Origin of the sequence: Petralouisia muris, assembly GCF_004793545.1 — a bacterium.
In the GTDB taxonomy this organism is placed as follows: Bacteria; Bacillota; Clostridia; order Lachnospirales; family Lachnospiraceae; genus Petralouisia; species Petralouisia muris.
The window spans coordinates 44,783-65,555 of sequence record NZ_SRYA01000028.1; the positions used below are offsets into that span (position 1 = coordinate 44,783).

24 protein-coding genes, 1 pseudogene and 1 riboswitch are annotated in these 20,773 nt (G+C 44.5%); of the genes and pseudogenes, 11 read left to right on the top strand and 14 right to left on the bottom strand.

Going from position 1 to position 20,773, the window contains the following annotated elements:
* Positions 1-12: 12 nt before the first annotated feature.
* The 8 genes from E5329_RS14580 to E5329_RS14615 all read right to left on the bottom strand — a co-directional run bounded on the left by E5329_RS14580 (position 13) and on the right by E5329_RS14615 (position 7,642).
* Positions 13-702, bottom strand: a complete 690-nt coding sequence (locus tag E5329_RS14580) for a response regulator transcription factor (protein ID WP_135990240.1) — start codon at positions 700-702, stop codon at positions 13-15.
* Positions 699-2,186 (bottom strand): sensor histidine kinase, encoded by a 1,488-nt coding sequence (locus tag E5329_RS14585; RefSeq protein WP_135990241.1) that lies wholly within the window; start codon positions 2,184-2,186, stop codon positions 699-701. The genes E5329_RS14580 and E5329_RS14585 overlap by 4 nt, the downstream gene beginning before the upstream one ends.
* Before the next feature lie 129 nt (positions 2,187-2,315).
* Entirely contained in the window at positions 2,316-2,756 is a 441-nt protein-coding gene (locus E5329_RS14590) for an HD domain-containing protein (protein ID WP_135990242.1), read from the bottom strand.
* Positions 2,757-2,908: 152 nt separating this feature from the next.
* Positions 2,909-3,193, bottom strand: a complete 285-nt coding sequence (locus E5329_RS14595) for a DUF1905 domain-containing protein (protein ID WP_135990264.1) — start codon at positions 3,191-3,193, stop codon at positions 2,909-2,911.
* Positions 3,194-3,320: 127 nt separating this feature from the next.
* Entirely contained in the window at positions 3,321-3,662 is a 342-nt protein-coding gene (locus E5329_RS14600; RefSeq protein ID WP_135990243.1) for a flavodoxin family protein, read from the bottom strand.
* 124 nt (positions 3,663-3,786) lie between these two features.
* Entirely contained in the window at positions 3,787-4,974 is a 1,188-nt protein-coding gene (gene metK / locus E5329_RS14605) for a methionine adenosyltransferase (protein WP_135990244.1), read from the bottom strand.
* Between the two features lie 93 nt (positions 4,975-5,067).
* Positions 5,068-5,164: riboswitch (SAM riboswitch) on the bottom strand.
* 160 nt (positions 5,165-5,324) lie between these two features.
* The gene (locus tag E5329_RS14610) at positions 5,325-6,617 is read right to left on the bottom strand and encodes a UDP-N-acetylglucosamine 1-carboxyvinyltransferase (RefSeq protein WP_135990245.1); all 1,293 of its coding nucleotides are present in this window, start codon (positions 6,615-6,617) and stop codon (positions 5,325-5,327) included.
* A 587-nt stretch (positions 6,618-7,204) separates the two neighbouring features.
* Positions 7,205-7,642, bottom strand: coding sequence for a protease complex subunit PrcB family protein (locus E5329_RS14615; protein WP_135990246.1), 438 nt, complete (start codon positions 7,640-7,642; stop codon positions 7,205-7,207).
* Positions 7,643-7,777: 135 nt separating this feature from the next.
* Here E5329_RS14615 and E5329_RS14620 point away from each other — a divergent pair, with 135 nt between their 5' ends.
* Positions 7,778-8,533, top strand: coding sequence for a lysophospholipid acyltransferase family protein (locus E5329_RS14620; RefSeq protein WP_135990247.1), 756 nt, complete (start codon positions 7,778-7,780; stop codon positions 8,531-8,533).
* Here the strand turns inward: E5329_RS14620 and E5329_RS14625 are convergent.
* The 3 genes from E5329_RS14625 to hpf all read right to left on the bottom strand — a co-directional run bounded on the left by E5329_RS14625 (position 8,505) and on the right by hpf (position 11,827).
* Positions 8,505-9,959, bottom strand: coding sequence for a UDP-N-acetylmuramoyl-tripeptide--D-alanyl-D-alanine ligase (locus tag E5329_RS14625; protein ID WP_135990248.1), 1,455 nt, complete (start codon positions 9,957-9,959; stop codon positions 8,505-8,507). The two genes, E5329_RS14620 and E5329_RS14625, sit on opposite strands and share 29 nt — an antisense overlap.
* Positions 9,960-10,018: 59 nt before the next feature.
* Positions 10,019-11,071: a D-alanine--D-alanine ligase family protein gene (locus E5329_RS14630; RefSeq protein ID WP_135990249.1), complete on the bottom strand. Its 1,053-nt coding sequence runs from the start codon at positions 11,069-11,071 to the stop codon at positions 10,019-10,021.
* A gap of 228 nt (positions 11,072-11,299) precedes the next feature.
* Entirely contained in the window at positions 11,300-11,827 is a 528-nt protein-coding gene (gene hpf, locus E5329_RS14635) for a ribosome hibernation-promoting factor, HPF/YfiA family (RefSeq protein ID WP_135990250.1), read from the bottom strand.
* A gap of 194 nt (positions 11,828-12,021) precedes the next feature.
* On the opposite strand from hpf, the gene ymfI reads away from it, so the two are divergent.
* The 5 genes from ymfI to E5329_RS14655 all read left to right on the top strand — a co-directional run bounded on the left by ymfI (position 12,022) and on the right by E5329_RS14655 (position 14,396).
* Positions 12,022-12,756, top strand: coding sequence for an elongation factor P 5-aminopentanone reductase (gene ymfI, locus E5329_RS14640; RefSeq protein ID WP_135990251.1), 735 nt, complete (start codon positions 12,022-12,024; stop codon positions 12,754-12,756).
* 216 nt (positions 12,757-12,972) lie between these two features.
* Complete coding sequence (locus tag E5329_RS14645; RefSeq protein ID WP_135990252.1) at positions 12,973-13,326, top strand: helix-turn-helix domain-containing protein; 354 nt, start codon at positions 12,973-12,975, stop codon at positions 13,324-13,326.
* Entirely contained in the window at positions 13,290-13,427 is a 138-nt protein-coding gene (locus E5329_RS29795) for a hypothetical protein (protein WP_168356638.1), read from the top strand. Before E5329_RS14645 ends, E5329_RS29795 begins: the two co-directional genes overlap by 37 nt.
* Before the next feature lie 76 nt (positions 13,428-13,503).
* Positions 13,504-14,070 carry a glycerol-3-phosphate responsive antiterminator gene (locus tag E5329_RS14650; RefSeq protein WP_135990253.1) on the top strand — a complete coding sequence of 189 codons (567 nt, stop codon included), beginning with the start codon at positions 13,504-13,506 and terminating at the stop codon, positions 14,068-14,070.
* A 17-nt stretch (positions 14,071-14,087) separates the two neighbouring features.
* Entirely contained in the window at positions 14,088-14,396 is a 309-nt protein-coding gene (locus E5329_RS14655; protein ID WP_275443300.1) for a metal-sensing transcriptional repressor, read from the top strand.
* Between the two features lie 126 nt (positions 14,397-14,522).
* Here the strand turns inward: E5329_RS14655 and greA are convergent, their stop codons facing one another.
* The 3 genes and pseudogenes from greA to E5329_RS14665 form a co-directional block, all read right to left on the bottom strand.
* Positions 14,523-15,026, bottom strand: coding sequence for a transcription elongation factor GreA (greA, locus tag E5329_RS14660; protein ID WP_135990255.1), 504 nt, complete (start codon positions 15,024-15,026; stop codon positions 14,523-14,525).
* A 78-nt stretch (positions 15,027-15,104) separates the two neighbouring features.
* Positions 15,105-15,254, bottom strand: coding sequence for a hypothetical protein (locus tag E5329_RS29800; RefSeq protein WP_168356639.1), 150 nt, complete (start codon positions 15,252-15,254; stop codon positions 15,105-15,107).
* A gap of 248 nt (positions 15,255-15,502) precedes the next feature.
* Positions 15,503-15,619 (bottom strand): annotated as a pseudogene (locus E5329_RS14665) (DNA-binding response regulator); the annotation flags it as partial.
* Between the two features lie 209 nt (positions 15,620-15,828).
* Between E5329_RS14665 and E5329_RS14670 the strand changes: the two are divergent.
* The 5 genes from E5329_RS14670 (at position 15,829) to E5329_RS14690 (ending at position 20,663) form a co-directional block, all read left to right on the top strand.
* Positions 15,829-18,405: a YfhO family protein gene (locus E5329_RS14670; protein ID WP_135990257.1), complete on the top strand. Its 2,577-nt coding sequence runs from the start codon at positions 15,829-15,831 to the stop codon at positions 18,403-18,405.
* A 70-nt stretch (positions 18,406-18,475) separates the two neighbouring features.
* The gene (locus E5329_RS14675) at positions 18,476-18,979 is read left to right on the top strand and encodes a GtrA family protein (protein WP_135990258.1); all 504 of its coding nucleotides are present in this window, start codon (positions 18,476-18,478) and stop codon (positions 18,977-18,979) included.
* Positions 18,972-19,961: a glycosyltransferase family 2 protein gene (locus E5329_RS14680; protein WP_135990259.1), complete on the top strand. Its 990-nt coding sequence runs from the start codon at positions 18,972-18,974 to the stop codon at positions 19,959-19,961. The genes E5329_RS14675 and E5329_RS14680 overlap by 8 nt, the downstream gene beginning before the upstream one ends.
* 72 nt (positions 19,962-20,033) lie before the next feature.
* On the top strand, positions 20,034-20,351 hold the full coding sequence (locus E5329_RS14685; protein WP_135990260.1) for an AAA family ATPase: 318 nt from the start codon (positions 20,034-20,036) through the stop codon (positions 20,349-20,351).
* Positions 20,352-20,372: 21 nt separating this feature from the next.
* Positions 20,373-20,663: an ATP-binding protein gene (locus E5329_RS14690; protein ID WP_135990261.1), complete on the top strand. Its 291-nt coding sequence runs from the start codon at positions 20,373-20,375 to the stop codon at positions 20,661-20,663.
* Positions 20,664-20,773: the final 110 nt, after the last annotated feature.

Consider the following 20,773-nt stretch of genomic DNA (forward strand, 5'->3'; position numbering starts at 1 on the left):
CTGTAAAACCCATCAAACCTTAAAGCGATATCCTACGCCCCAGATTGTCTCTATATACTGCGGTTTGGTAGTGCTGAACTCAATTTTCTCACGTATTTTCTTAATGTGAACCGTAACGGTTGCAATATCGCCTACCGATTCCAAGTCCCAAATCTGGCTGAAGAGCTCTTCCTTAGAAAACACATGGTTGGGATTCTGGGCAAGAAAAGTCAGCAAATCAAATTCCTTCGTGGTAAACTGCTTCTCTTCTTCATTTACCCATACACGCCTTGCCGTTTTATCTATTTTCAGTCCGCGGATCTCAATCACGTCATTTTCCTGAACACTGCTGTTGATCAGACGCTCGTAACGGGAAAGATGCGCTTTCACCCTTGCCACAAGCTCGCTTGGGGAAAAAGGCTTCGTAATATAGTCGTCCGCTCCAAGCCCCAGCCCTCGGATTTTATCAATGTCATCTTTTTTGGCCGACACCATCAATATGGGGGTGTTCTTATTCTCCCTGATTTTCTTGCAGATCTCAAATCCGTCCACCCCTGGCAGCATCAAATCCAGGATGAACATATCAAATTCCTCGCTCAGGGCCCTTGCCAGCCCCTGATTGCCATTATTTTCAATTTCCACATGGAAGCCGCTTAATTCCAGATAGTCCTTCTCCAAATCAGCAATTGCCACTTCATCCTCGATAATCAATACTTTGCTCAACTTATTACCTCCTGATATTTCCGGATCACAAAATACATAATGGTTCCGGTTTCTTCTTTGCTGTTCGCCCAAATCTGTCCTCCATGATCCTCGATAATCTTCTTCACAATGGACAAACCTATTCCGCTGCCTCCAGTGGCTGAATTCCTGGATGCATCGGTACGGTAAAAACGGTCAAAAATATATGGCAGATCTCTGGCCGCAATTCCCCTTCCGTTATCTTCAATTTCCACCTGAATGAAATCCCCTACATCCCGGATACGGATATTGATAAATCCCTGTTCTTTGTCCAGGTATTTGACGGAATTCCCGATAATATTGTTAATCACGCGCCGAAGCTGCTCCGGATCTGCAATAATCAGCACATCCTTATCTGCATAATTGATATAAGTAAGCTTAATATTTTTGGCCTCCAGATCCAGGCCAACCTCCTCCACACAATCATCAAAATAATCCGCTACATTGATACGGTTGAAATTATAAGGAATTCGATTCGTGTCAATCTTAGAATATAAGGTCAGTTCATTAATCAGCATATCCATCTCATTTGCCTTGTTATAAATGGTCCGGATATATTTGTCATGCTTTTCCGGCGTATCTGCCACGCCATCCATAATCCCTTCCACATATCCCTTAATGGCTGTGATGGGGGTCTTCAAATCATGGGAAATATTGCTGATCAGAACTTTATTCTCCTTTTCTCCGGATACCTTCTCTTCTGCTGATTCTTTCAGACGATAACGCATCTCTTCAAAACTCCGGCATAGTTCTCCTATCTCATCCCGGCCGTCCGCCTCTATGGTAAAATCCAGATTTCCAGCCTTAATATTCTGGGCCGCCGCTTCCAACTTGCGGATAGGATTGATAATTCCCTGATAAATCCAGACAGTCAGCATTCCCGCCGTAAAAATCAAGATCAAAACCACAGAAATCATCAAATCCAAAAGCACGCCTTTCACATCCGGCAAAATCTGTTCCATAGCCGTAATAATAAATGCGCTCCCTGGCTCCCCTCCTGGAAAAGTAAAATCAATCTGTTTCACCAACGCCTGCTCGTCCCCTTCAATATAGAATCCGGAACCTGCGCTTTGAATGGCGTCGCTGTCATATTCCGGCAGATTTTCTTCCGGAAAGGTTTCCTTCTCTTTGCCTATATAAATCAATTCTTTGTCCCTACGCAGAATTAAATAAGAATATTTTTCTTCCAGTTCAAGATTGATTTGATCCAGATATGCTGCATCTTCCAGCTTTTCCGGCGTCTCTGCCGCAACTTTCTGCAGTTTTTCATAATCTTTTTTGGTAAAATGACTGAGTACTTTAAAAGAATTGATAAAATAGTCATAAGCGCTTCCGTCCATATTATAAATCTGGCGCACTGCTTTCATCTGATACTGCCCAAATCCCCACACGGTTGCCACTGCCAGCAATACCGGCACAAAAATAATAAGGCAGAATGATACTATTAATCTGGTTCTCAACTTCATAAACTGCTACAACCTCCGACAAATTCTATTATAACAGTTTTCTTATAAAAACATATGGAAATTTTCTAAATTTTTATAAAATTTGTATAAAAAACTGTGATTGAAATTACAGTCACATCCATGCTTTCATTAGTTTTCCATTAGTATTTTCCGTGCCTTTGCGTACTTTTTGCGCCAGTATTCCTTCTTGGCCTCTGTTACAGAAGCAAATCCTGATAATCTGCTTTCATCTGAATTATGCTCTAAATCTGCCAGCTTTATGATTTTTGCTCCATAGTTCCCTCGTATTCTGCGGATATAATCGAAATAATCTTCCCCGGGATCGTGAGTCAAAAGCGCCACCAGTTCCGTGACCTCCGGGGGAAATTCTTTTTCCAGCAGTTCCATCGTAATATCAGTATCCTCCACCACATCATGCAGCAGCGCTGCGCATGTTGTAGTTTCCTCTTTCATTTGCTCCGCAAGATGGACTGCGTGGAGCACATAGGGAACCCCGCCGGCATCCTCCTGCCCATGGTGGGCGTCATAGGCAATTTTCATGGCTTTCTTTGTCAATGGTGTATAGATCAAGGCAGTCTCCCCTTTCAGGCCAAAGCTGTTTCTGTTAATTCTGCACGTACTTTTTTCTTATTATAGCATGAAAAGGGAGGAAGAAAAATATTTTTTCTTATAAAAATATGTAAAACACTTTTAGGAACTGTTCAGAAATAACTTTTAAAAAGTTATTTTCGAACAGTTCCTTGCTGCGGACTTTCACGTTCCTGCACTGTCACCTGCACCCAATCCCCAGGCTGCCTGCCTATTTTACTGCGGATATCCTTTCGCAGTCCGATAATATAGCAAATGCCGCCGTCCTCGTTTTTCACTCCCATATTTACAATGCTTCCCTCATAAGGTTCCCCGTCAAAGGTGACATGAACTTTCACCCGTCCTTTTCCGAATTCCTCCCTGATATCCCAGGGGAAAATCACATAAGCGCCGCCCTTTTGCTCTGCCGGACAGACCATTGACTCATATTCGTACACGGCAGGCTTTTTTGTTTCCTGATGTTTCTTTCGATTTGATACAAGTATGTCTGATACAATCATTCCTTCTATTTCACCTCTGCATATCTTCCAGGTTCATAAACGCTCCCTAAGGAAAAACCATCTGCTTTGCCCCGCTTTTTTGGAACATTTTCTTTATTCTATGATATCCGTTCATCCTGCCGGCATGGGCCCGGCTGCCAAAAACCGCTGTATCATATCCCGACACAAGTTTTGCTGTCGCCTTCTGATATTCTATCACCTTGCTTCCGGTTTCCTTTCCTGCCAACTTTGCATATTTTCTGGTAAAGCCTGTTGTGCTTTTATAAACGATTAACGTTTTCTGATTCATCCTGTTCCACTCTTCTTTCAATGCCTGTTTTAAAAATGCATCGTATGCTATCTCCTGCCACTCTAATATTTCATCTACAGAAACTCCCGGAGCAGCCATTGCATCGTAAATGTCAAGTGCATCACGAAATTTTTCATAAGAGAATAAACCGCTGCCCGGTTCCTTTTCAACCGAAGCAGCGGCCTTCTTCTACTTAAAATACCCTTATAATATATCCTTGCAATTATAAATATTTCTTTAAAATCTCTACTTTATCTGTTGCTTCCCAGGGCAGATTCAAATCATCCCGGCCAAAATGTCCGTAAGCTGCTGTCTGCTTGTAGATGGGACGTCTTAGATCCAGCATCTTAATGATTCCTGCCGGACGCAGATCGAAGTTCTCCCGAATCATCTCCACCAGCTTCTCGTCGGAAATTTTGCCGGTGCCAAAGGTATCCACCATAATGGAGGTGGGCTGCGCTACTCCGATGGCATAGGATAATTGAATCTCACATTTATCCGCAAGGCCCGCCGCTACAATATTTTTGGCAACGTAGCGTGCTGCATAGGCTGCGGAGCGGTCTACTTTAGTGCAGTCTTTTCCGGAAAAAGCGCCGCCGCCGTGACGTGCGTATCCGCCGTATGTATCCACAATAATCTTTCTGCCGGTGAGCCCTGCATCTCCATGGGGCCCGCCGATTACAAAACGTCCGGTGGGATTGATGAAAAATTTCGTCTCTTTGTCTACCATTTCCTGAGGCAGAATCGGCTCAAACACATACTGTTTGATATCAGCATGGATCTGCTCCTGGGTCACATCCGCATCATGCTGGGTGGATAACACCACTGCTTCCAGCCTTCTGGGCCTGCCCTCCTCATCATATTCCACAGAAACCTGTGTCTTTCCGTCCGGGCGCAGGTATTTTAATGTGCCGTCTTTGCGGACCTTTGTCAGCTGCAGCGCCAGCTTATGAGCCAGTGAAATGGGATAGGGCATCAGTTCCGGCGTTTCATTGGTTGCATATCCGAACATCATGCCCTGATCTCCGGCTCCGATTGCCTCCAGCTCTTCTTCGGACATTTTGTTCTCTTTTGCCTCCAATGCCTTGTCCACACCCATTGCAATGTCGGCAGACTGCTGATCCAATGCTACCATCACGGCGCAGGTATTTCCATCAAATCCGGTGGCTGCGTCATCATAACCAATTTCATTGACAGTATCTCTTACAATCTGCGGAATATCTATATTTGCCTTAGTTGTAATTTCTCCAGTTACAAGTACAAATCCCGTACACGCCGCTGTCTCGCATGCCACCCGGCTCATGGGGTCCTGAGCCATCAATGCGTCTAAAATTGCGTCAGACACTGCATCACAAACCTTATCGGGATGCCCTTCGGTTACTGATTCTGAAGTAAATAATCTTTTTTCCATTTTTCTCCTCCTGGTTGTTCGAATATTATTAACGTAAAAAATCCGCTTATTCAAAAATAAGCGGACCTGATTCCAAAAAAAGATTATCAAATCCTCTTATTGTTCGATTACTCGCTCAGGTTGGCACCTTCCGTAGAGGGGTTGCCGTGGCTTCACAGGTCCTATGTACCTCCACCACTCTGAATAAGAGAAATTAATAGCTGATGAAACATCAAGGGGTTTCACCAGTACAACAATATTTGGTTTTTCAATCTTCTTTCATCCAATAAGATACTCTCTTTTTGCTGTTCTGTCAAGTATTTCTTTCTTAACAAATGAGTAAAATTATGGAAAACAGCTTTTCTGTCATATCAGCTTACTTTAAACTGGAACTTCTGTATCTCTTTTTCAGAGCTGACCCGCGCGATCTGGGCCCCCAAACATTCCAGCTTATCTTCAAAGGCTTCATATCCCCGCTGGATATAGTGAATATCATCCACAATGGTGATTCCCTCTGCAGAAAGCCCGGCAATCACCAACGCCGCTCCTGCCCTCAAATCCGGTGCACTGACTCTTGCCCCGGTATATCCTTTCACGCCATTAATAATGGCAATATTGCTCTCTACCTTAATATCCGCTCCCATGCGGGTCAATTCATCCACATATTTAAACCTGTTCTCAAAGATACTCTCTGTCACGGTACTGGTTCCCTGGGCAATTCCCAGTACCACAGACATCTGAGGCTGCATATCGGTGGGAAATCCCGGATAGGGCAGTGTGGTAACCTGTGTATGGCGCAGCGGTTTCGACGCTACCACACGGACAGCATCGTCAAATTCTTCCACTTCACAGCCGGCCTCCAAAAGCTTGGCAGTGGTAGCTTCCAAATGCTTCGGAATCACGTTTTTGACCGTAACATCCCCTTTGGTAGCCGCCGCCGCAAACATAAAGGTTCCTGCCTCAATCTGATCCGGAATTACGGAATACTCAGTTTTGTGAAGCTTCTCCACCCCTACAATCCGGATCACATCAGTTCCGGCGCCGCGGATATTTGCTCCCATACTGTTGAGAAAATTGGCTACGTCCACCACATGGGGCTCCTTCGCCGAATTTTCTATGGTTGTTTTCCCTTCTGCCATGGCTGCCGCCATCATAATATTAATGGTAGCGCCTACGGATACCTTATCCAGATAAATATGGCTTCCCTTCAGCCTCTCTGCTTCTGCCGCAACTGCTCCGTTTCGGATCTCCACATGGGCTCCCAAAGCGCGAAAACCCTTGATATGCAAATCCATCGGGCGGCTTCCAATGTTGCATCCGCCGGGAAGAGTTACTTCCGCCCTTTTATATTTTCCAAGCATTGCTCCCAGAAGATAATAAGAAGCTCTTATTTTCTTCATAGAATCATAGTCCACCGGAATATCCTTTACAAAAGAACCGTTGATCTTAACAGTGTGAGCGTCTACTCTGTCAATTCTGGCTCCTATGTCTCCCATGGCCTGAAGCAACGCATTGATATCTCTGACATCGGGTAAATTATCTATTGTTACGGTTTCATCCGTCATAATGGCTGCTGCCAGAATTGCCAGCGCCGCATTCTTGGCTCCGCTGATTTCCACTTCGCCAACTAACGGATTCCCTCCTCTGATTACATACTGTTCCATATCGCACCTCTATGCTATATATTTGTACAAGAAGTTATTATAGTAACATTCTTTTCTCTTTGTCAAGTTTAAAAAATCTTTATGTACTATTATAACACACTTTGTCGATTTGTAAATCTATACTATGAAAGTCTCCTGCTTTCCGTATCTTCTCCCCTGGGCAGTTTCAGTAATTCAGTCTATCTTATTTTATGTCGGATTACATAATCCGTGCATGACCCTGAAAAAGAATTTTGTGCAAATGCTATAAAAACCCTTACAAATAGCCTTCTCTTTTCTGTCTGATAGTCTCTGTTTGTAGTATGGACGATTCCGGAAAAAATCATTCGTTCTTTTCACTGATCCATTATTTTTCAATTATTCGCTGCAAGCCACAGGAGATTTCTTTTTCCAACCTACAGCCTGTCCAAAGCCAGGCAAAACAGCCGGATTTCTGCAAAAGGAAACAGAAATCACTTCCGCTTTACAATATCATCGTTCCAAAGCCGGAAAATAATTTCTGTTTCTTATCTTACCACATTCACTTCAAAATTCCTACTGTTTTTTATTCTGTCCTTCAGATTTTCCTGTTCTAAAGCAGGGCTCCGTTACTCAAATACCACATTTTTCTCCAAATATTTTGTCCGAATTACGATATAGGGATAGGACTTGACCTGATTTATTTTTTCTCCCTTGGAAGGACCAATCAATGTAGTGTCAAAATACACCGCATTTTTCGTCAGATAACAGTCATTGACAGCGATACTATAACCGCCGGTTTCCTGTACCCCATAACCTGCAGCAATGTAGAGATATTCTTTATCTGTATAAGTCAGCTTGAAAATCGTCTCTTTCTTCTCCTCAATAACCGTCAGAAACTCTTCTGGGATCTCTTTTTCCTCCAGTATTTCATAGGATAAATCTTTTAATTTTTTTGTGTCCGTCTCCTCCAGCCCGCATCCCTGGACAACGCATGCGGCAATTACCGTAATCAGAGCCAGCCCATACATAACAATACCATGATACCATTGCTTCTGTTTTTTCATACTCACGTTTCCTGATTTTTTTACATTCTTCCTGAATTCTATGAAAAATTTCTTCTAATTATGATTGTATTTCCCCAGTTCAGTCTGTATAATATAACAAATAAATATTTATTTTTAAGGAAAAGGTACGATACTATGATACGAATAATTTTGGTTGCAGTTTTTTTAATTTCTTTTCTGGTTCTTTCGATTCCGATTCTGATAATAGAATGGATTGTAAAAAAATTTAATCCCTATGCTGCAGATATCAGCAGCCTGCGAATTGTCCAATGGGCTTTCCGGGTGGTTCTCTTTCTGGCCGGCACCAAGATCACTGTGCTCGGGGAAGAGCATGTGCCGAAGGATCAGGCCGTCCTCTACATTCCCAATCATCTGAGCTATTTTGACATTGTCATTACTTATTCCAGATGTCCCGGCCTTACCGGCTACATCGCCAAAGACAAGATGATACGTTATCCTCTGCTTTCCAACTGGATGAAACGGCTGTACTGCCTGTTTTTGGTTCGGGATGATATGAAGGCAGGGCTGAAAATGGTTTTAACGGGAATTGATCAGATTAAGCGCGGCATTTCTGTATGTATTTTTCCGGAGGGCACAAGAAATCCCCATCCGGAGAACGGAATGCTGCCTTTTAAAGAAGGAAGCCTGAAAATGGCTGAAAAAACCGGATGCCCCATTATTCCCATCGCCATTACAAATACCAACAATATCTTTGAAAGCCATATACCCTGGATCAAAAAATGCCATGTAATTGTGGAATACGGGGAACCGATTCTAATCAAAGAACTGGATAAGGAGCAGCGGAAATTCTCCGGCGCCTATACCCAGTCCAAGATTGAAGAAATGTTAGAAAAGCATAAGGCTATGATGCAGAATGAAACTTCTCTCTGACAGCCTCTACGATCTTGGGATAATCCATGAAATGGGATGCTTTCACCAGCACGGTATCTCCTTCCTGCAGATACTCTAACAACTGGGGAAGCATCTCATCTTTTGTGTCAAAATGGAACACTTCACACCAGTCATTGGTATCACAAGCGCCTTCTGCCATTTCTTTTGACAGAACTCCGGCACAAAACAACGTGTCTATCTGCTTTTCGGCAGCATAAACACCTATTTCATAATGAAGCCTCTTCTCGTGTTCTCCCAACTCTCCCATATCGCCCAATACCGCCACTGTCCGGGCAAGGCCGTTGCTGAGCACGTCAAGGGAAGCCCGCATGGATACGGGATTGGCATTGTAGCAGTCATCAATCAACATCAGGCCGCCGGTTTCTATCAGGTTGGTGCGCCCGCCTATCGCTTCCGCCTTCTCTATGCCTGACTTAATATCTTCCAACTCCATATTCAGGGCAAGCGCCGCTCCTGCGGCTGCCATAGCGTTATAAATATTATGCCGGCCCGGAATCGGGATATGGACGGATATTGTGCCTGCCGGGGTATGAATATCCGCTTCCATTCCCTTCAGACCGCAGTTTTGGATATGATCCGCGTAAATATCCTGCTGTACTTTCTGCATTCCAGGCTTCCTGCCTTCTTTCCCTTCTTCGCCGCTTCTGCAGATATCCGGCTGCATCTCACCGAATCCATAAAACACCGGCCGGATTCCCTTCACTTCTGTCAGTGTGGACAGTTTATCATCCTCACCGTTTAGGATAATATGCCCTTCTGGCTTCAGATAATCAAATATTTCACTTTTTGCTTTCAAAATTCCATCCCTGGTCTTCAAATTTTCCAGATGGCAGATTCCGATATTCGTAATCACGCAGATATCCGGCTGCGCCATTTTGGCCAGACGATGCATTTCCCCAAAATCAGAAATTCCCATTTCCACCACCGCCGCTTCGTGTTCTTCCTGAATCCGAAGCAATGTCAGGGGCAGGCCGATTTCGTTGTTAAAATTCCCTGCCGTTTTCAATACATGATACTTTTCTGATAAAACAGATGCTATCATCTCTTTGGTGCTGGTTTTTCCCACACTGCCGGTAATTCCCACAATGGGAATATTAAGCTGGCTGCGGTAAAATCCTGCAATATCCTTCAACGCCCTCAGACAGGATTGCACCAGGATATAAGGCTTCTCGCAATTCTCCAGTTTTTTCTCGGTAAGAACTGCCGCCGCTCCCTTTTCACAGACCTGCGGAATAAAATCATGGCCGTCCACCCTGGCTCCCTTCACGGGGATAAACAAAAAACCTTCTTCCACCTGCCTGCTGTCTGTCACCGCTCCCCGGATCTCAGTCTGTTTCTCCTGTTCCTTCCCAAAATAACTGCCGCCGCATGCTTCTGCAATGTTTTCCAAAGTCATATTTTTCATAGCTGCCTCCGCCGTTTTCTATTTTGATTTACGATTCTATGTTGTGTTTCCTACTCAATTTATGCATATTTCTTTAAAGAAATCCGAATAATTTCTTCACAAAGTTTTGGGAAATCCATACCAACGGCCTGTGCTTCCTGAGGAAGCAGGCTCATCGGCGTCATGCCCGGCAGCGTATTTGCTTCCAGACAGTAAATATTCTCCTGCTCATCCAGAAGGAAATCCATGCGGGCATAGGTTTCTAATCCCAGCGCCTTCGCCACTTCCACAGCATAATGCTGCATCTTCTCCGTAATGGAAGGAGACAGCTGTGCAGGACAGGTTTCCACTGCGCTTCCTGCCGCATATTTGTTTTTATAATCGTAGAATCCTTCCAGGGGGGCGATTTCTATTACCGGCAATGCCTGAAAATCCATAACCCCTACGGAAAACTCTCTTCCCTTCACATAGCTTTCTATAATCACTTTTTCTTCCCACCGGAACGCTTCTTTTAACGCCTGCTGATATTCTTTCTCATCTCGTACGATGGATACCCCGATACTGGAACCTCCGCAGCAGGGTTTTACCACGCAGGGCAGTGTCAGCCCTGTCTCTGAAAACTCCCACTGGCAGGCTGTTCGGTCCATGGAAACGCTTTTTGGCGTGGGAATCTGATTGGCAAGGAACAGCCGCTTCGACAATCCTTTATCCATGGCAACTGCGCTGCTTAAATATCCGGTTCCGGTATATTTAATTCCGTATAAATCAAATGCCGCCTGAATCCTGCCGTCTTCCCCGTTTGCTCCATGAAGGGCCATAAACACAATATCTGCCATCCGGCACAATTCAATCACATTGGGGCCGAATAAGCTTTTGCTCTGATCCTTTCTGCTCTTTCGCACAGTTTCTAAATCCGGCGCTTCCTGGGATATTCCGGATACTGCTGCGCTGACCTCTTCAGAACGCTCAAAAATCCCGGTTAATTCCTCCGGCTTGTCACTGTAGCCCATAAATACATCCAGTAAAATTGCTTTATGTCCTTTTTCTCTCAGCGCATCCGCCACATTTTTTCCTGTGACAAATGATACGTCGCGTTCGGCGCTTAAGCCGCCTGCCAACACTACGATATTCATATTGAGAATCCTCCTTGCATATTAATCTCCTGCCGATATCTTATACTATATTATTCCCACTGGCAATAACCTCCACTTATTTCCGCACTTTTTGCCAGGGACAGAGCATTTTTCCCTCTTTCCTCCTCCCTGAAAGCTGCCGGTATACGAAAAGAACTGCTGCAAAATTCTTTCCTTTGCAGCAGTTCTCTGCCTTCTTGCTGTGATTTGGGCATGCCTGAAAATATTCTAGAACTCCGGCTCAATCAGGCCGTATGTATTCCCTTTTCTCTTATATACCACATTCACTTCCTCTGTTTCTGCATTCTGGAAAACAAAGAAATTATGTCCCAGAAGTTCCATCTGGATGCAGGCGTCCTCTGGATACATAGGCTTCATTCCAAAACGTTTGGTGCGGATGATCTTGATTTCTTCGTCATCCTCTACCTCTTTCTCGATAAATTCCTGCTGAAAATTCCCCGGCGCCTGCTGCTGGTCTACAATCTTATTCTTGTACTTCTTCAGCTGCCTCTCAATAACCTCTTCCACTAAATCTATGGAAACATACATATCATTGCTGACCTGCTCAGAACGGATAATATTTCCCTTTACCGGAATCGTAACCTCGATTTTTTGACGTTCTTTTTCCACGCTTAAGGTTACAACAATATCTGTCTGAGGGGTAAAGTACCGCTCCAGCTTCGACAACTTGTCCTCTACCGCTGTTCTCAATCCTTCTGTTATATCAATATTTTTACCGCTGATTGTAATACGCATGGTGTCCAACCCCTTTTCTGCTTATTTTGGTGTTTCAGAAAGTTCTCGAAGTCTCTCTGTAAAGTATATTATATCACACCCCCAATCTGAATACAATAAATCTCTGGGAATTCTTGACACTTTGCTCAATCCATGGTAATAAATTATACAACATGTCAAAATGGAAGCTTCTCAGAAAGGATTTACCTATTATTATGAAACCAAAAACTGTCTTTATCACCGGTGCCTCCCGGGGCATCGGCCGTGCAATCGCTGAAAAATTTGCCCAGGCAGGCTATTCCCTCGCCCTCAACTGCCGCGTTTCCCGCCAGGAGCTTGACAGCCTTGCCTGCCGCCTTCACAATACCTTCCATGTTCCCTGCCTGCCCTTAATCGGAGACGTCAGCGACGAATCCTTTGTAAATCAGGCGTTTCAGACCATACAGCAGGAATTTGGAAAAGCAGACGTTCTGATCAACAATGCAGGCATTTCTCATATCGGTCTGCTTACTGACATGAGCCTGGAAGAATGGAACCGGGTGATACAGGTTAACCTTACCTCCTTATTCTGCTGCTGCAAATACGCCATTCCTGCCATGGTTCAGGACCAATCAGGTTCTATTTTAAATATCTCCTCTGTATGGGGAGCTGTGGGGGCCTCCTGCGAGGTTGCCTATTCTGCTTCTAAGGGGGGCGTGAATTCTTTTACCAAGGCTCTGGCAAAAGAGCTTGCTCCCAGCGGCATCTCCGTCAATGCCATTGCCTGCGGAGTCATTGACACCAGTATGAACCAATGTTTTTCCAAAGAAGAACAAAGGCAGCTTGCCGATGAAATTCCAGCAGGGAGATTCGGTTCCCCAGAAGAAGCGGCAGAGCTTGCTTTGTCCATTGTCAGCGCCCCCTCTTATCTGACCGGCCAGGTGATAACCTTAGACGGCGGATGGCAGTAATCAGCGGCCTTGCTGCCTTCCTGTCAGGAGGACGTCTTATTCTCCTGCAGAGGACTGCGGCGGGGACTGGAACCCCTTGTATTTCCTGTGTTCGGAGTAAAATTCACATTTGTGAATTTTGTTCGCATTTCGAATAATTCCATTTATTTCCAAAAATTTTTTCGTAAAATATTTGTGTTACAAAAGAGTACTATTTTACAAAAGAGGAACATTTTTATGGAATTATCCAGAAGACTGGAAAATTTGTTAGAAGAGCACAATCTCACCCAGAGGCAGTTATCCACAGAACTGCACATTGCGCCATCTACTCTGAACGGATATCTCAGAAGAAACAGAGAGCCAGATTTTGCCACACTTATTAAACTGGCCAAATATTTTAAAGTATCCACAGACTACCTTTTAGGCGTCACAGAAATCCGGCGGCCCTATCCTTCCGGTGAATTCTATGATGACAAAGAAGAAGATTTGCTCTGCACTTATCGGACGCTGGGCCCTCAGGAACAAATCTACCTGATTAAGCAGGCACATATCTATTGTCATCAGGACATGGACGTTCCACAAAAGAAATAGACGTCCATCTTCCTTCGGAACGGCAGGAACTGATTGTGGAACAGGCCAACTTCTACCAGAGCCTGGAGATGAAACAGTCAAAAAGCAAACGGCGGGATTAAAAAATGCCGCCGTATATAGCCAATATCTTTTCTGTGGTGTATAATAAAAGACAAACCAGATATGAGGAGTGAGATTATGAAAAAGGAATACCGTGAGGCCATTGAAGATTCTCCCGTCATTGCTGCTGTAAACAGCTTTGAAAGCCTTGAATGCGCCCTGACTTGTGAAAGCCGGATTATTTTCATCCTCTTCGGCGACATCTGCAATATTCCGGATATCGTTGCCAAAGTGAAAAAAGCCGGCAAATTAGCTATGGTGCATCTGGATCTGATTACCGGGCTGGCGCCGAAAGAAATTGCCGTGGACTATATCAAACAGCGCACCGATGCAGACGGCATTATTTCTACCAAACCTGCATTGATAAAATATGCCGGAAAACTTTCTCTATTTACAGTGCTTCGGTTTTTTGTGATTGACTCCCTTGCACTTTCTAACATAGAGAAACAGCTTCAAAATGTAAAACCGGATGTGATAGAGGTTCTGCCTGCGCTGATGCCCAGAGTTCTTACGCGTATCTGCAGCATGAATCATATCCCTGTGATCACCGGAGGATTGATTTCCGAGAAAGAGGATGTGATCTCCATGCTTTCTGCAGGGGCAGCCTGTGTATCTTCCACCAGCCAGAACGTCTGGTTTTTATAGAAGGAGGTATTTCATATTTGAACGAAAATCATACGCAGGAAATCCACAAACATGAACATTCTCACACCCATACCCAGACTCAAGCTGTGCTGAACCGCATGTCACGGGCTATCGGCCATATGGAAGCTGTCAAACGGATGGTGGAAGACGGCAGGGACTGCAGCGAAGTTCTGATACAGATTGCGGCTGTCCGCTCTGCCATTAATAATATCGGAAAAATTATCCTGGAGGATCATATCTCCCACTGCATTGTGGATGCAGTGGAGCACGGGGAGCAGCAGGCGCTGGAAGATTTGAAAATAGCCATTGAGAAATTTGTAAAATAGCCGAATGGCTTCTTAACAGTTCCTTACCGTCTCAACGGCTGTGGTTTCTGCCCTTTGCAAGCGCAGAAACCGCTGCTATGCCGTGCTGTATCTTGTAATCTTGCACAAACCGTCTGTTCCAGGAAATTAAAATCCCCGGATGGAATCATTTTCATCTTCCTCTGTATTTTCAATTTTTTTAATCACAGCATAATAACTGTAATCATCATTGACCTTTATCTTTACCCTGTCCCCCGCTTTACGGCCAAGAAGCGCTTTTCCAATAGGGGACTCTGTGCTAATCAAATTCTTCATGGAATTCCCCCGGATGGAAGTCACCAGACGAAATACCTGCTCTTCTTCATCTTCTTCAAAATAAACGGTAACCGTATTATTAATTCCCACTTCATCCTCTCTGGACGTATCTGATACAATCAGCGCTGTTTTCAGCATTCGTTCCAGATACCGGATTCTGCTCTCATTCTTATTTTTGTCCTTTTTGGCGGCATGGTACTCAAAATTCTCACTTAAATCCCCGTGAGCCCTGGCCTCTTTTACCGCCTCAATGGCTTCTTTCCGGACCACCAGCTTCCGGTATTCAATTTCTTCTTCTATTTTCTTTACATCGCTTTTGGTTAACTGTTCACGCATTCGCTTCCCTCCCTGAGTCTGTAACATTGTCATACAGCAAAAATCCAATGGTAATTGTAAATATTTCATTTATTTCCGCTAAAAAAAATGCCCTCCCTGCAATTCTACCATTTTTTGCACACTTTTCAAGCCGATTCTGTTACTTTCCACCTGTTCTTCATGCCGTCTCTTCCAGTTGCGGAAACTAAACTCCACATAGCCTCCGTCTGTCTGCACTGACAAAATCACGGGCCGTTCCTTTTCCCCATACTTTAAAATATTAAAAACCCGGAAGCTGCCAAAGGCCAGAAGTCCGCATAAGATCAACAGCAGAAATAACCGGAATGTTATTTTTCCAGTTATTGCATACTATTGCTCCATATCTGTTTTCTGCCCACGTCAATTTCACCTTCCTTTTTCCACCGTATCTCCTTTCTGTTTTACCAGCTTATTCACAGCGGTATCCTTTTCCCCAGATACTTTTAATGATCCTGGAATCCATTTGAAGCTTCTTCCACCTGATACCCTTCGCCAGTCAATAAAATATTGACTACTTCCCGTATTTCAGGATTATCATCCACAATCAGAATTCTGGGCGTTTCATTTCCATTCATGGCTTTTTCTCCTGTCGCAAATTTATGAATCCTATTTTAGCATAATTCCAGGCTTATTCAAAAATTCTTAAGAATCTTTAAGATTTTCTTTCATGTTTTTTTTAGATTTTTCTTTTATACTTTTCCTTGCAGCCAGAGAAACGCCTGGCTCGCTATTATTTATAACAAGGCAGAAATTCTGATACCCAAACAGCTATTAGGAGGAACTTATGAATCAGAATACTTACCTACATAATAAAAAAGAAAAAACATACCACCGGCTCTGTCCGCTGCTTCTGACTATTTTCACCCTTGTCTGCGTACTGCTGATTCTCCCAGAAAACAGCATCTTCGGCTCCGAGGGAGACTGGTTCAGTCAGCATGTTGCTGTAGCCGAACAATTTCGGACAATATTCCAGGAAACCGGACAGATACTTCCAGACGCTTCTCCTCTGGGGGCAGGCAGCAATATTTATGATTTTTCTTATTACGGACTGCTGCGGCCGGATGTGCTGATTTCCTTTTTGCTGCCAGAGGTTCCCATGACGGCCATTATTTCCATCTATGCGGTTCTGGAGCTGATTGCAGGCGCAAACCTTTGCTGGTACTGGCTGAACAAGCATCTTACCCGCCCCCTTTTTGGCTTAGTGGGAGGAATCCTTTATGCCTGCGCCGCCTGCTTTTACCATGCCCACCATCAGATTATGTTTGTCAATTATATGCCTTTTCTGATACTGGCCCTGCTTGGCATAGACCGGATGCTGGCAAATAAAAAACATGGGCTGCTGGTTTTTTCTCTGGTTATGATTTATCTCCACAGTTATTACTTTGCGCCTGCAGTGCTTGCAGTCTTGCTGCTGTACCTGATTCACTGCCTGTATTTTGCGCCTGAAAAAAAGCAGTCTGCTCACTTAAACCACTGGCTCCGCTTTTTCTTCTCCATTGGAATTTCCATTGGAATGGCAGCCATTTTGCTGCTGCCTACGGGATTGGATTTGCTTTCCACCAAAAAAGACGCAGGCACTCCCACGGCCCTCCAGGAGATATTCTCCATTGATTTCTCCCTGAAATCTCTTTTGTACCATCCTTACGGCTGCGGGCTGACCATCCTCTGCCTGTACACGCTGCTGTTAAGCATAAAACGAAAAAGCACGCGTTTTCTCAGCTGCGCACTGCTGCTGTGCCTTACCTTAAATGCTTGTTCCTGGCTGCTAAGCGGTATGCTGTACGTGCGTCATAAGGTGCTGATTCCTCTGATTCCGCTGCTGATTTTACTTTGCGCAGCATCACTGGAACAACTGTTTCTTGGGGAAGAACGCCACAATTGGATCTGCGGACTGCTGTGTCTGGTTCCGATTTTATGTTCCAGATATTCCCCGGCGCTCCTTCTTGATGCAGCACTGACGGCCGGAATTTTCGCTCTTCTGCATTGGGGATGCAAAACTAATGCTTTCAGGAATAAAAGGCTGCCCATGCACCTGCTGCTATGCCTGTTTCCTGCGGCGGTATCCATTTTCATAGGAAGTCAGGATGAATTTATCTCTGATACCGATACACGGCAGAATGTGTTTTCCAAAGAAGAATTGGAAGCTCTGAACTTTGACAAACGATACCGGTTTGACATTCTTACAGAGCCTTACGCCAATGCAAATGCGCTGCCCACCGGGGGCATGGGAAAAACCACCATGTACTCCTCTGTGACAGACAGCGGCTATGCTGATTTTTACTACAATACAATGAGAAATCCTATCCGCGTCCGCAACCGGGTGGCCCTGATGACCGACGCCAATCCTGCTTTTTCTTATCTGATGGGCATACGATATATTCAGGCAAAATCCTCCAGACTTCCCTGGAGCTACGAGCCTATTGCAGAAAAAGACGGTATTGTGATTGCAGAAAATCAAAATGTGCTGCCCATTGCCTATGTCAGCAGCAGCAGCATGGAACAGTCCGAATATGAGAAATTGGAATTTCCCTATTCTATTGAAGCGATGACCCGCTATACCATTACGGACAGCGAATCCCCCTCCTCTGTCACAGGAATTTCCGCAGAGGAGTTTATGAAAACTTCCCGAATTGCTTCTGTTTCAGAAAATCTGCCGGAAATCTCCCAGCTAATCACGCTGTTGGAAAAACGCGGCATTGGCTGTGAATGGAATCCGGCAGAAAACACCCTGAAGCTTTCTGTAAAGAAAAAGACAACCATTGACGTTCCTATAGAGGAACCTCTGGACAACCAAATGCTGATTTGCTCTTTAGCTGTAACATCCCCCTCCGGCAGGGAGGTTACCATAGAACTGAACGGAATCCGCAACAAGCTTTCCGGAAAAAATGCGCCTTATCCCAACCGCAACCATACGTTTACTTGGATGATTGCTTCCCAGGATAAAATATCCAGCTTGAATCTTGTGCTTTCTTCCGGAACTTACACTTTATCCGATTTCCAGTTCTGGACCATGGAGCTCTCTCAGTGGGGAAACCAGAATGTCCAGGAATCAGCCTTTTCACCAGAACCAGGAACTGCACTTTTCTGCGGCTCCTCTGTCCTTAAGGAAGACGGATGGTTTGTTACCTCTTTCCCTTACCGGGACGGCTATCAGGTTCAGGTGGACGGAAAAACCATAGTCCCCTCCCAGGTTAATACTGGATTTGTGGGTTTTTGGCTGAAAGCGGGAGATCATGAAATTGTAATTACTTACCGCCCGCCCGGAAAAAGCATTGCCCTGACGATCAGCCTGCTGTCGCTGCTGCTCTTTCTGGCGTCCGGGCTGGCAGAACACTGGAAACAGAGACGTGATTGTTCGTAACCGTACATTCTGAAAACGGTTCTTTATGATACATCTACAGAAAAATTTTACACAGAAAAGAGGAGACATTATGAAAAAAGTTTTATCCAACTACAAATTTTACTCGCAGCTGCAGCGGCTGCTTCAGAACAATTCTTTCCGGGAGCTGTTCAGCTATCTGCTGACCGGAGGCGCCACTACCCTGATTAACTATGCAGTTTACCTGATTCTGCTGCATGCCGGCGCAGAATATCTCACCGCCAATACCATTGCCTGGGTCTTTGCCGTAAGCTTTGCCTATATCGCTAACCGAAAATATGTATTCCGTTCCGGCAACCAGATTGGAAAAGAGATGTTTTCCTTTGTATCCATGCGGTTTCTCACCCTGATTACAGAAAACCTGCTTCTGGCTTTATTTATACAAAGATGTGAATTCCATCCGGTCATTTCCAAAATTGCCGTAAGCTTTGTAACTGTGGCAGCAAATTATGTCATCTGCAAATGCCAGATTTTCCAAAAACCTGCCCCAGACTTAAAAATATCTGCCAATATATCCGCCGTTAAACAACCGAAAGGAGAGGAAATCCATGAATAAATTAAGCATAATCGTACCCTGTTACAATGAAGAAGAAGTGATTGCCCTTTTCTATCAGGAAACCTCTGCAGCAGTAAATGATATCGATGACTTAAACTATGAATTTATCTTTATTGATGACGGCAGCAAAGACCATACGCTGAATATTCTGAAGCTTCTCTGTTACCAGGACAAAAACTGCCATTATATTTCCTTTTCCCGGAATTTCGGCAAAGAAGCCGCTATGTATGCCGGATTGAAACAGGCCTGTGGAGATTACTGTGTGATTATGGACGCTGACCTGCAGCACCCGCCCAGGCTCCTGTCTTCCATGTACCACGCCGTAAGCCAGGAGGACTACGACTGCTGTGCCGGAAAACGTGTGGGAAGAGAAGGGGACGGTGCGCTGCGGGGCCTGCTTTCCCGAAGCTTCTACAAAGTAATCCAAAAAATGACTCATATGGATATGAGCGACGGAGCCGGGGATTTCCGCATGATGAACCGCACCATGGTAAATGCCATTCTTGCCATGAAGGAATACAACCGTTACACCAAGGGGATCTTTTCTTTTGTGGGATTTAAGACGAAATGGCTGGAATTCCACAACGTGGAGCGGGCTGCCGGAAAGAGCAAATGGAACCTGAAAAGCCTGTTTTACTATGCCTTTGACGGAATCCTCTCCTTCTCCACAGCTCCTTTGAAGCTGCCTGGCGTCCTGGGCTTTCTCCTGCTGTCGCTCTCCTGTATTCTGGGAGGGTTTGGACTGGTACAGCAAAGCGTTTTCCACCGCAATGTGGGAACCGCCTACTTTATTTCCACAATTGTGGTATTCCTAAGCAGCCTGCAGATGCTGATGCTGTTTATTCTGGGAGAATATCTGTCCAGAGATTACATGGAAAATAAAAACCGTCCCATTTACATTATCCGGGAACAGGATTCCAAGCCTGTGAAAGAAAACAGCCACATTTACGATATTGCGCCTGCACGACGCAATGTGATATAAGTTTTTCAGCCGATTGATTTCGTTACATTTGTGATATAATACTCCTATACTTTTTAGAAAAGATGTATCGGAATGATCGAACGGGAACTGTATCTGTCCAGAATACGGCCTTTTATCGGCAAAGACATTGTCAAAGTCTTAACCGGCATACGCAGATGCGGCAAATCTGTTATGCTGGAATTAATACAAGAAGAACTGAAAAGCAACGGCATTCAGGAACACATGATACTGTCCATTAACTTTGAATCGAAAGCATCAGACTTTGCCTCCTCCGTCTCTGCCGCCTATGCATACCTTCAGAATTTCGCTGCAAGCCGCAGCGGGAAAATTTATCTGTTCCTGGATGAGATACAAGAGCTGCCGGAAAAAACCGAAGCTGAAGTTTTTTAGCTTTACTTACAGTAGGGCGGCATGCCGTTTTTATACCAGTTTCCCATGGAAGAAGCCAGCGTAAAACAGTATCTGGGCGACATCTATGATTCCATTATTTTAAAAGATATTATTACCAGATACAAGATTCGCGATACGGAACAATTAAAACGGATGCTGATGTACTTTATTTCAAATGTTGGAAACACATTTTCGGCGGCCAGAATATCAAAATATATGAAACATGAATATCGGGGAATTTCAAGCGAAACTCTCTATAATTATATTGATTACTGCAAAACTATCCGGGATTTTCTGTTAGGACGTATTTGAAAATACCGGAAATACGCCTAGAAGAGAACAAAGCAGCCAAAGCCCTCATTTATCACAATGTCATTAACTTAAGGAAAAGAACAATACCGGATGTCTTTACACCCATTCAT

Excerpts from the sequence above, each read along its gene's own strand:
- E5329_RS14585 (WP_135990241.1), bottom strand. The coding sequence starts at position 2,186 with ATGAAGTTGAGAACCAGATTAATAGTATCATTCTGCCTTATTATTTTT.
- E5329_RS14595 (WP_135990264.1), bottom strand. The coding sequence starts at position 3,193 with ATGGTCTGTCCGGCAGAGCAAAAGGGCGGCGCTTATGTGATTTTCCCC.
- E5329_RS14600 (WP_135990243.1), bottom strand. The coding sequence starts at position 3,662 with ATGGCTGCTCCGGGAGTTTCTGTAGATGAAATATTAGAGTGGCAGGAG.
- metK (WP_135990244.1), bottom strand. The coding sequence starts at position 4,974 with ATGGAAAAAAGATTATTTACTTCAGAATCAGTAACCGAAGGGCATCCC.
- E5329_RS14610 (WP_135990245.1), bottom strand. The coding sequence starts at position 6,617 with ATGGAACAGTATGTAATCAGAGGAGGGAATCCGTTAGTTGGCGAAGTG.
- E5329_RS14615 (WP_135990246.1), bottom strand. The coding sequence starts at position 7,642 with ATGAAAAAACAGAAGCAATGGTATCATGGTATTGTTATGTATGGGCTG.
- E5329_RS14620 (WP_135990247.1), top strand. The coding sequence starts at position 7,778 with ATGATACGAATAATTTTGGTTGCAGTTTTTTTAATTTCTTTTCTGGTT.
- E5329_RS14625 (WP_135990248.1), bottom strand. The coding sequence starts at position 9,959 with ATGAAAAATATGACTTTGGAAAACATTGCAGAAGCATGCGGCGGCAGT.
- E5329_RS14630 (WP_135990249.1), bottom strand. The coding sequence starts at position 11,071 with ATGAATATCGTAGTGTTGGCAGGCGGCTTAAGCGCCGAACGCGACGTA.
- hpf (WP_135990250.1), bottom strand. The coding sequence starts at position 11,827 with ATGCGTATTACAATCAGCGGTAAAAATATTGATATAACAGAAGGATTG.
- ymfI (WP_135990251.1), top strand. The coding sequence starts at position 12,022 with ATGAAACCAAAAACTGTCTTTATCACCGGTGCCTCCCGGGGCATCGGC.
- E5329_RS14645 (WP_135990252.1), top strand. The coding sequence starts at position 12,973 with ATGGAATTATCCAGAAGACTGGAAAATTTGTTAGAAGAGCACAATCTC.
- E5329_RS14650 (WP_135990253.1), top strand. The coding sequence starts at position 13,504 with ATGAAAAAGGAATACCGTGAGGCCATTGAAGATTCTCCCGTCATTGCT.
- greA (WP_135990255.1), bottom strand. The coding sequence starts at position 15,026 with ATGCGTGAACAGTTAACCAAAAGCGATGTAAAGAAAATAGAAGAAGAA.
- E5329_RS14670 (WP_135990257.1), top strand. The coding sequence starts at position 15,829 with ATGAATCAGAATACTTACCTACATAATAAAAAAGAAAAAACATACCAC.
- E5329_RS14675 (WP_135990258.1), top strand. The coding sequence starts at position 18,476 with ATGAAAAAAGTTTTATCCAACTACAAATTTTACTCGCAGCTGCAGCGG.
- E5329_RS14680 (WP_135990259.1), top strand. The coding sequence starts at position 18,972 with ATGAATAAATTAAGCATAATCGTACCCTGTTACAATGAAGAAGAAGTG.
- E5329_RS14685 (WP_135990260.1), top strand. The coding sequence starts at position 20,034 with ATGATCGAACGGGAACTGTATCTGTCCAGAATACGGCCTTTTATCGGC.
- E5329_RS14690 (WP_135990261.1), top strand. The coding sequence starts at position 20,373 with ATGCCGTTTTTATACCAGTTTCCCATGGAAGAAGCCAGCGTAAAACAG.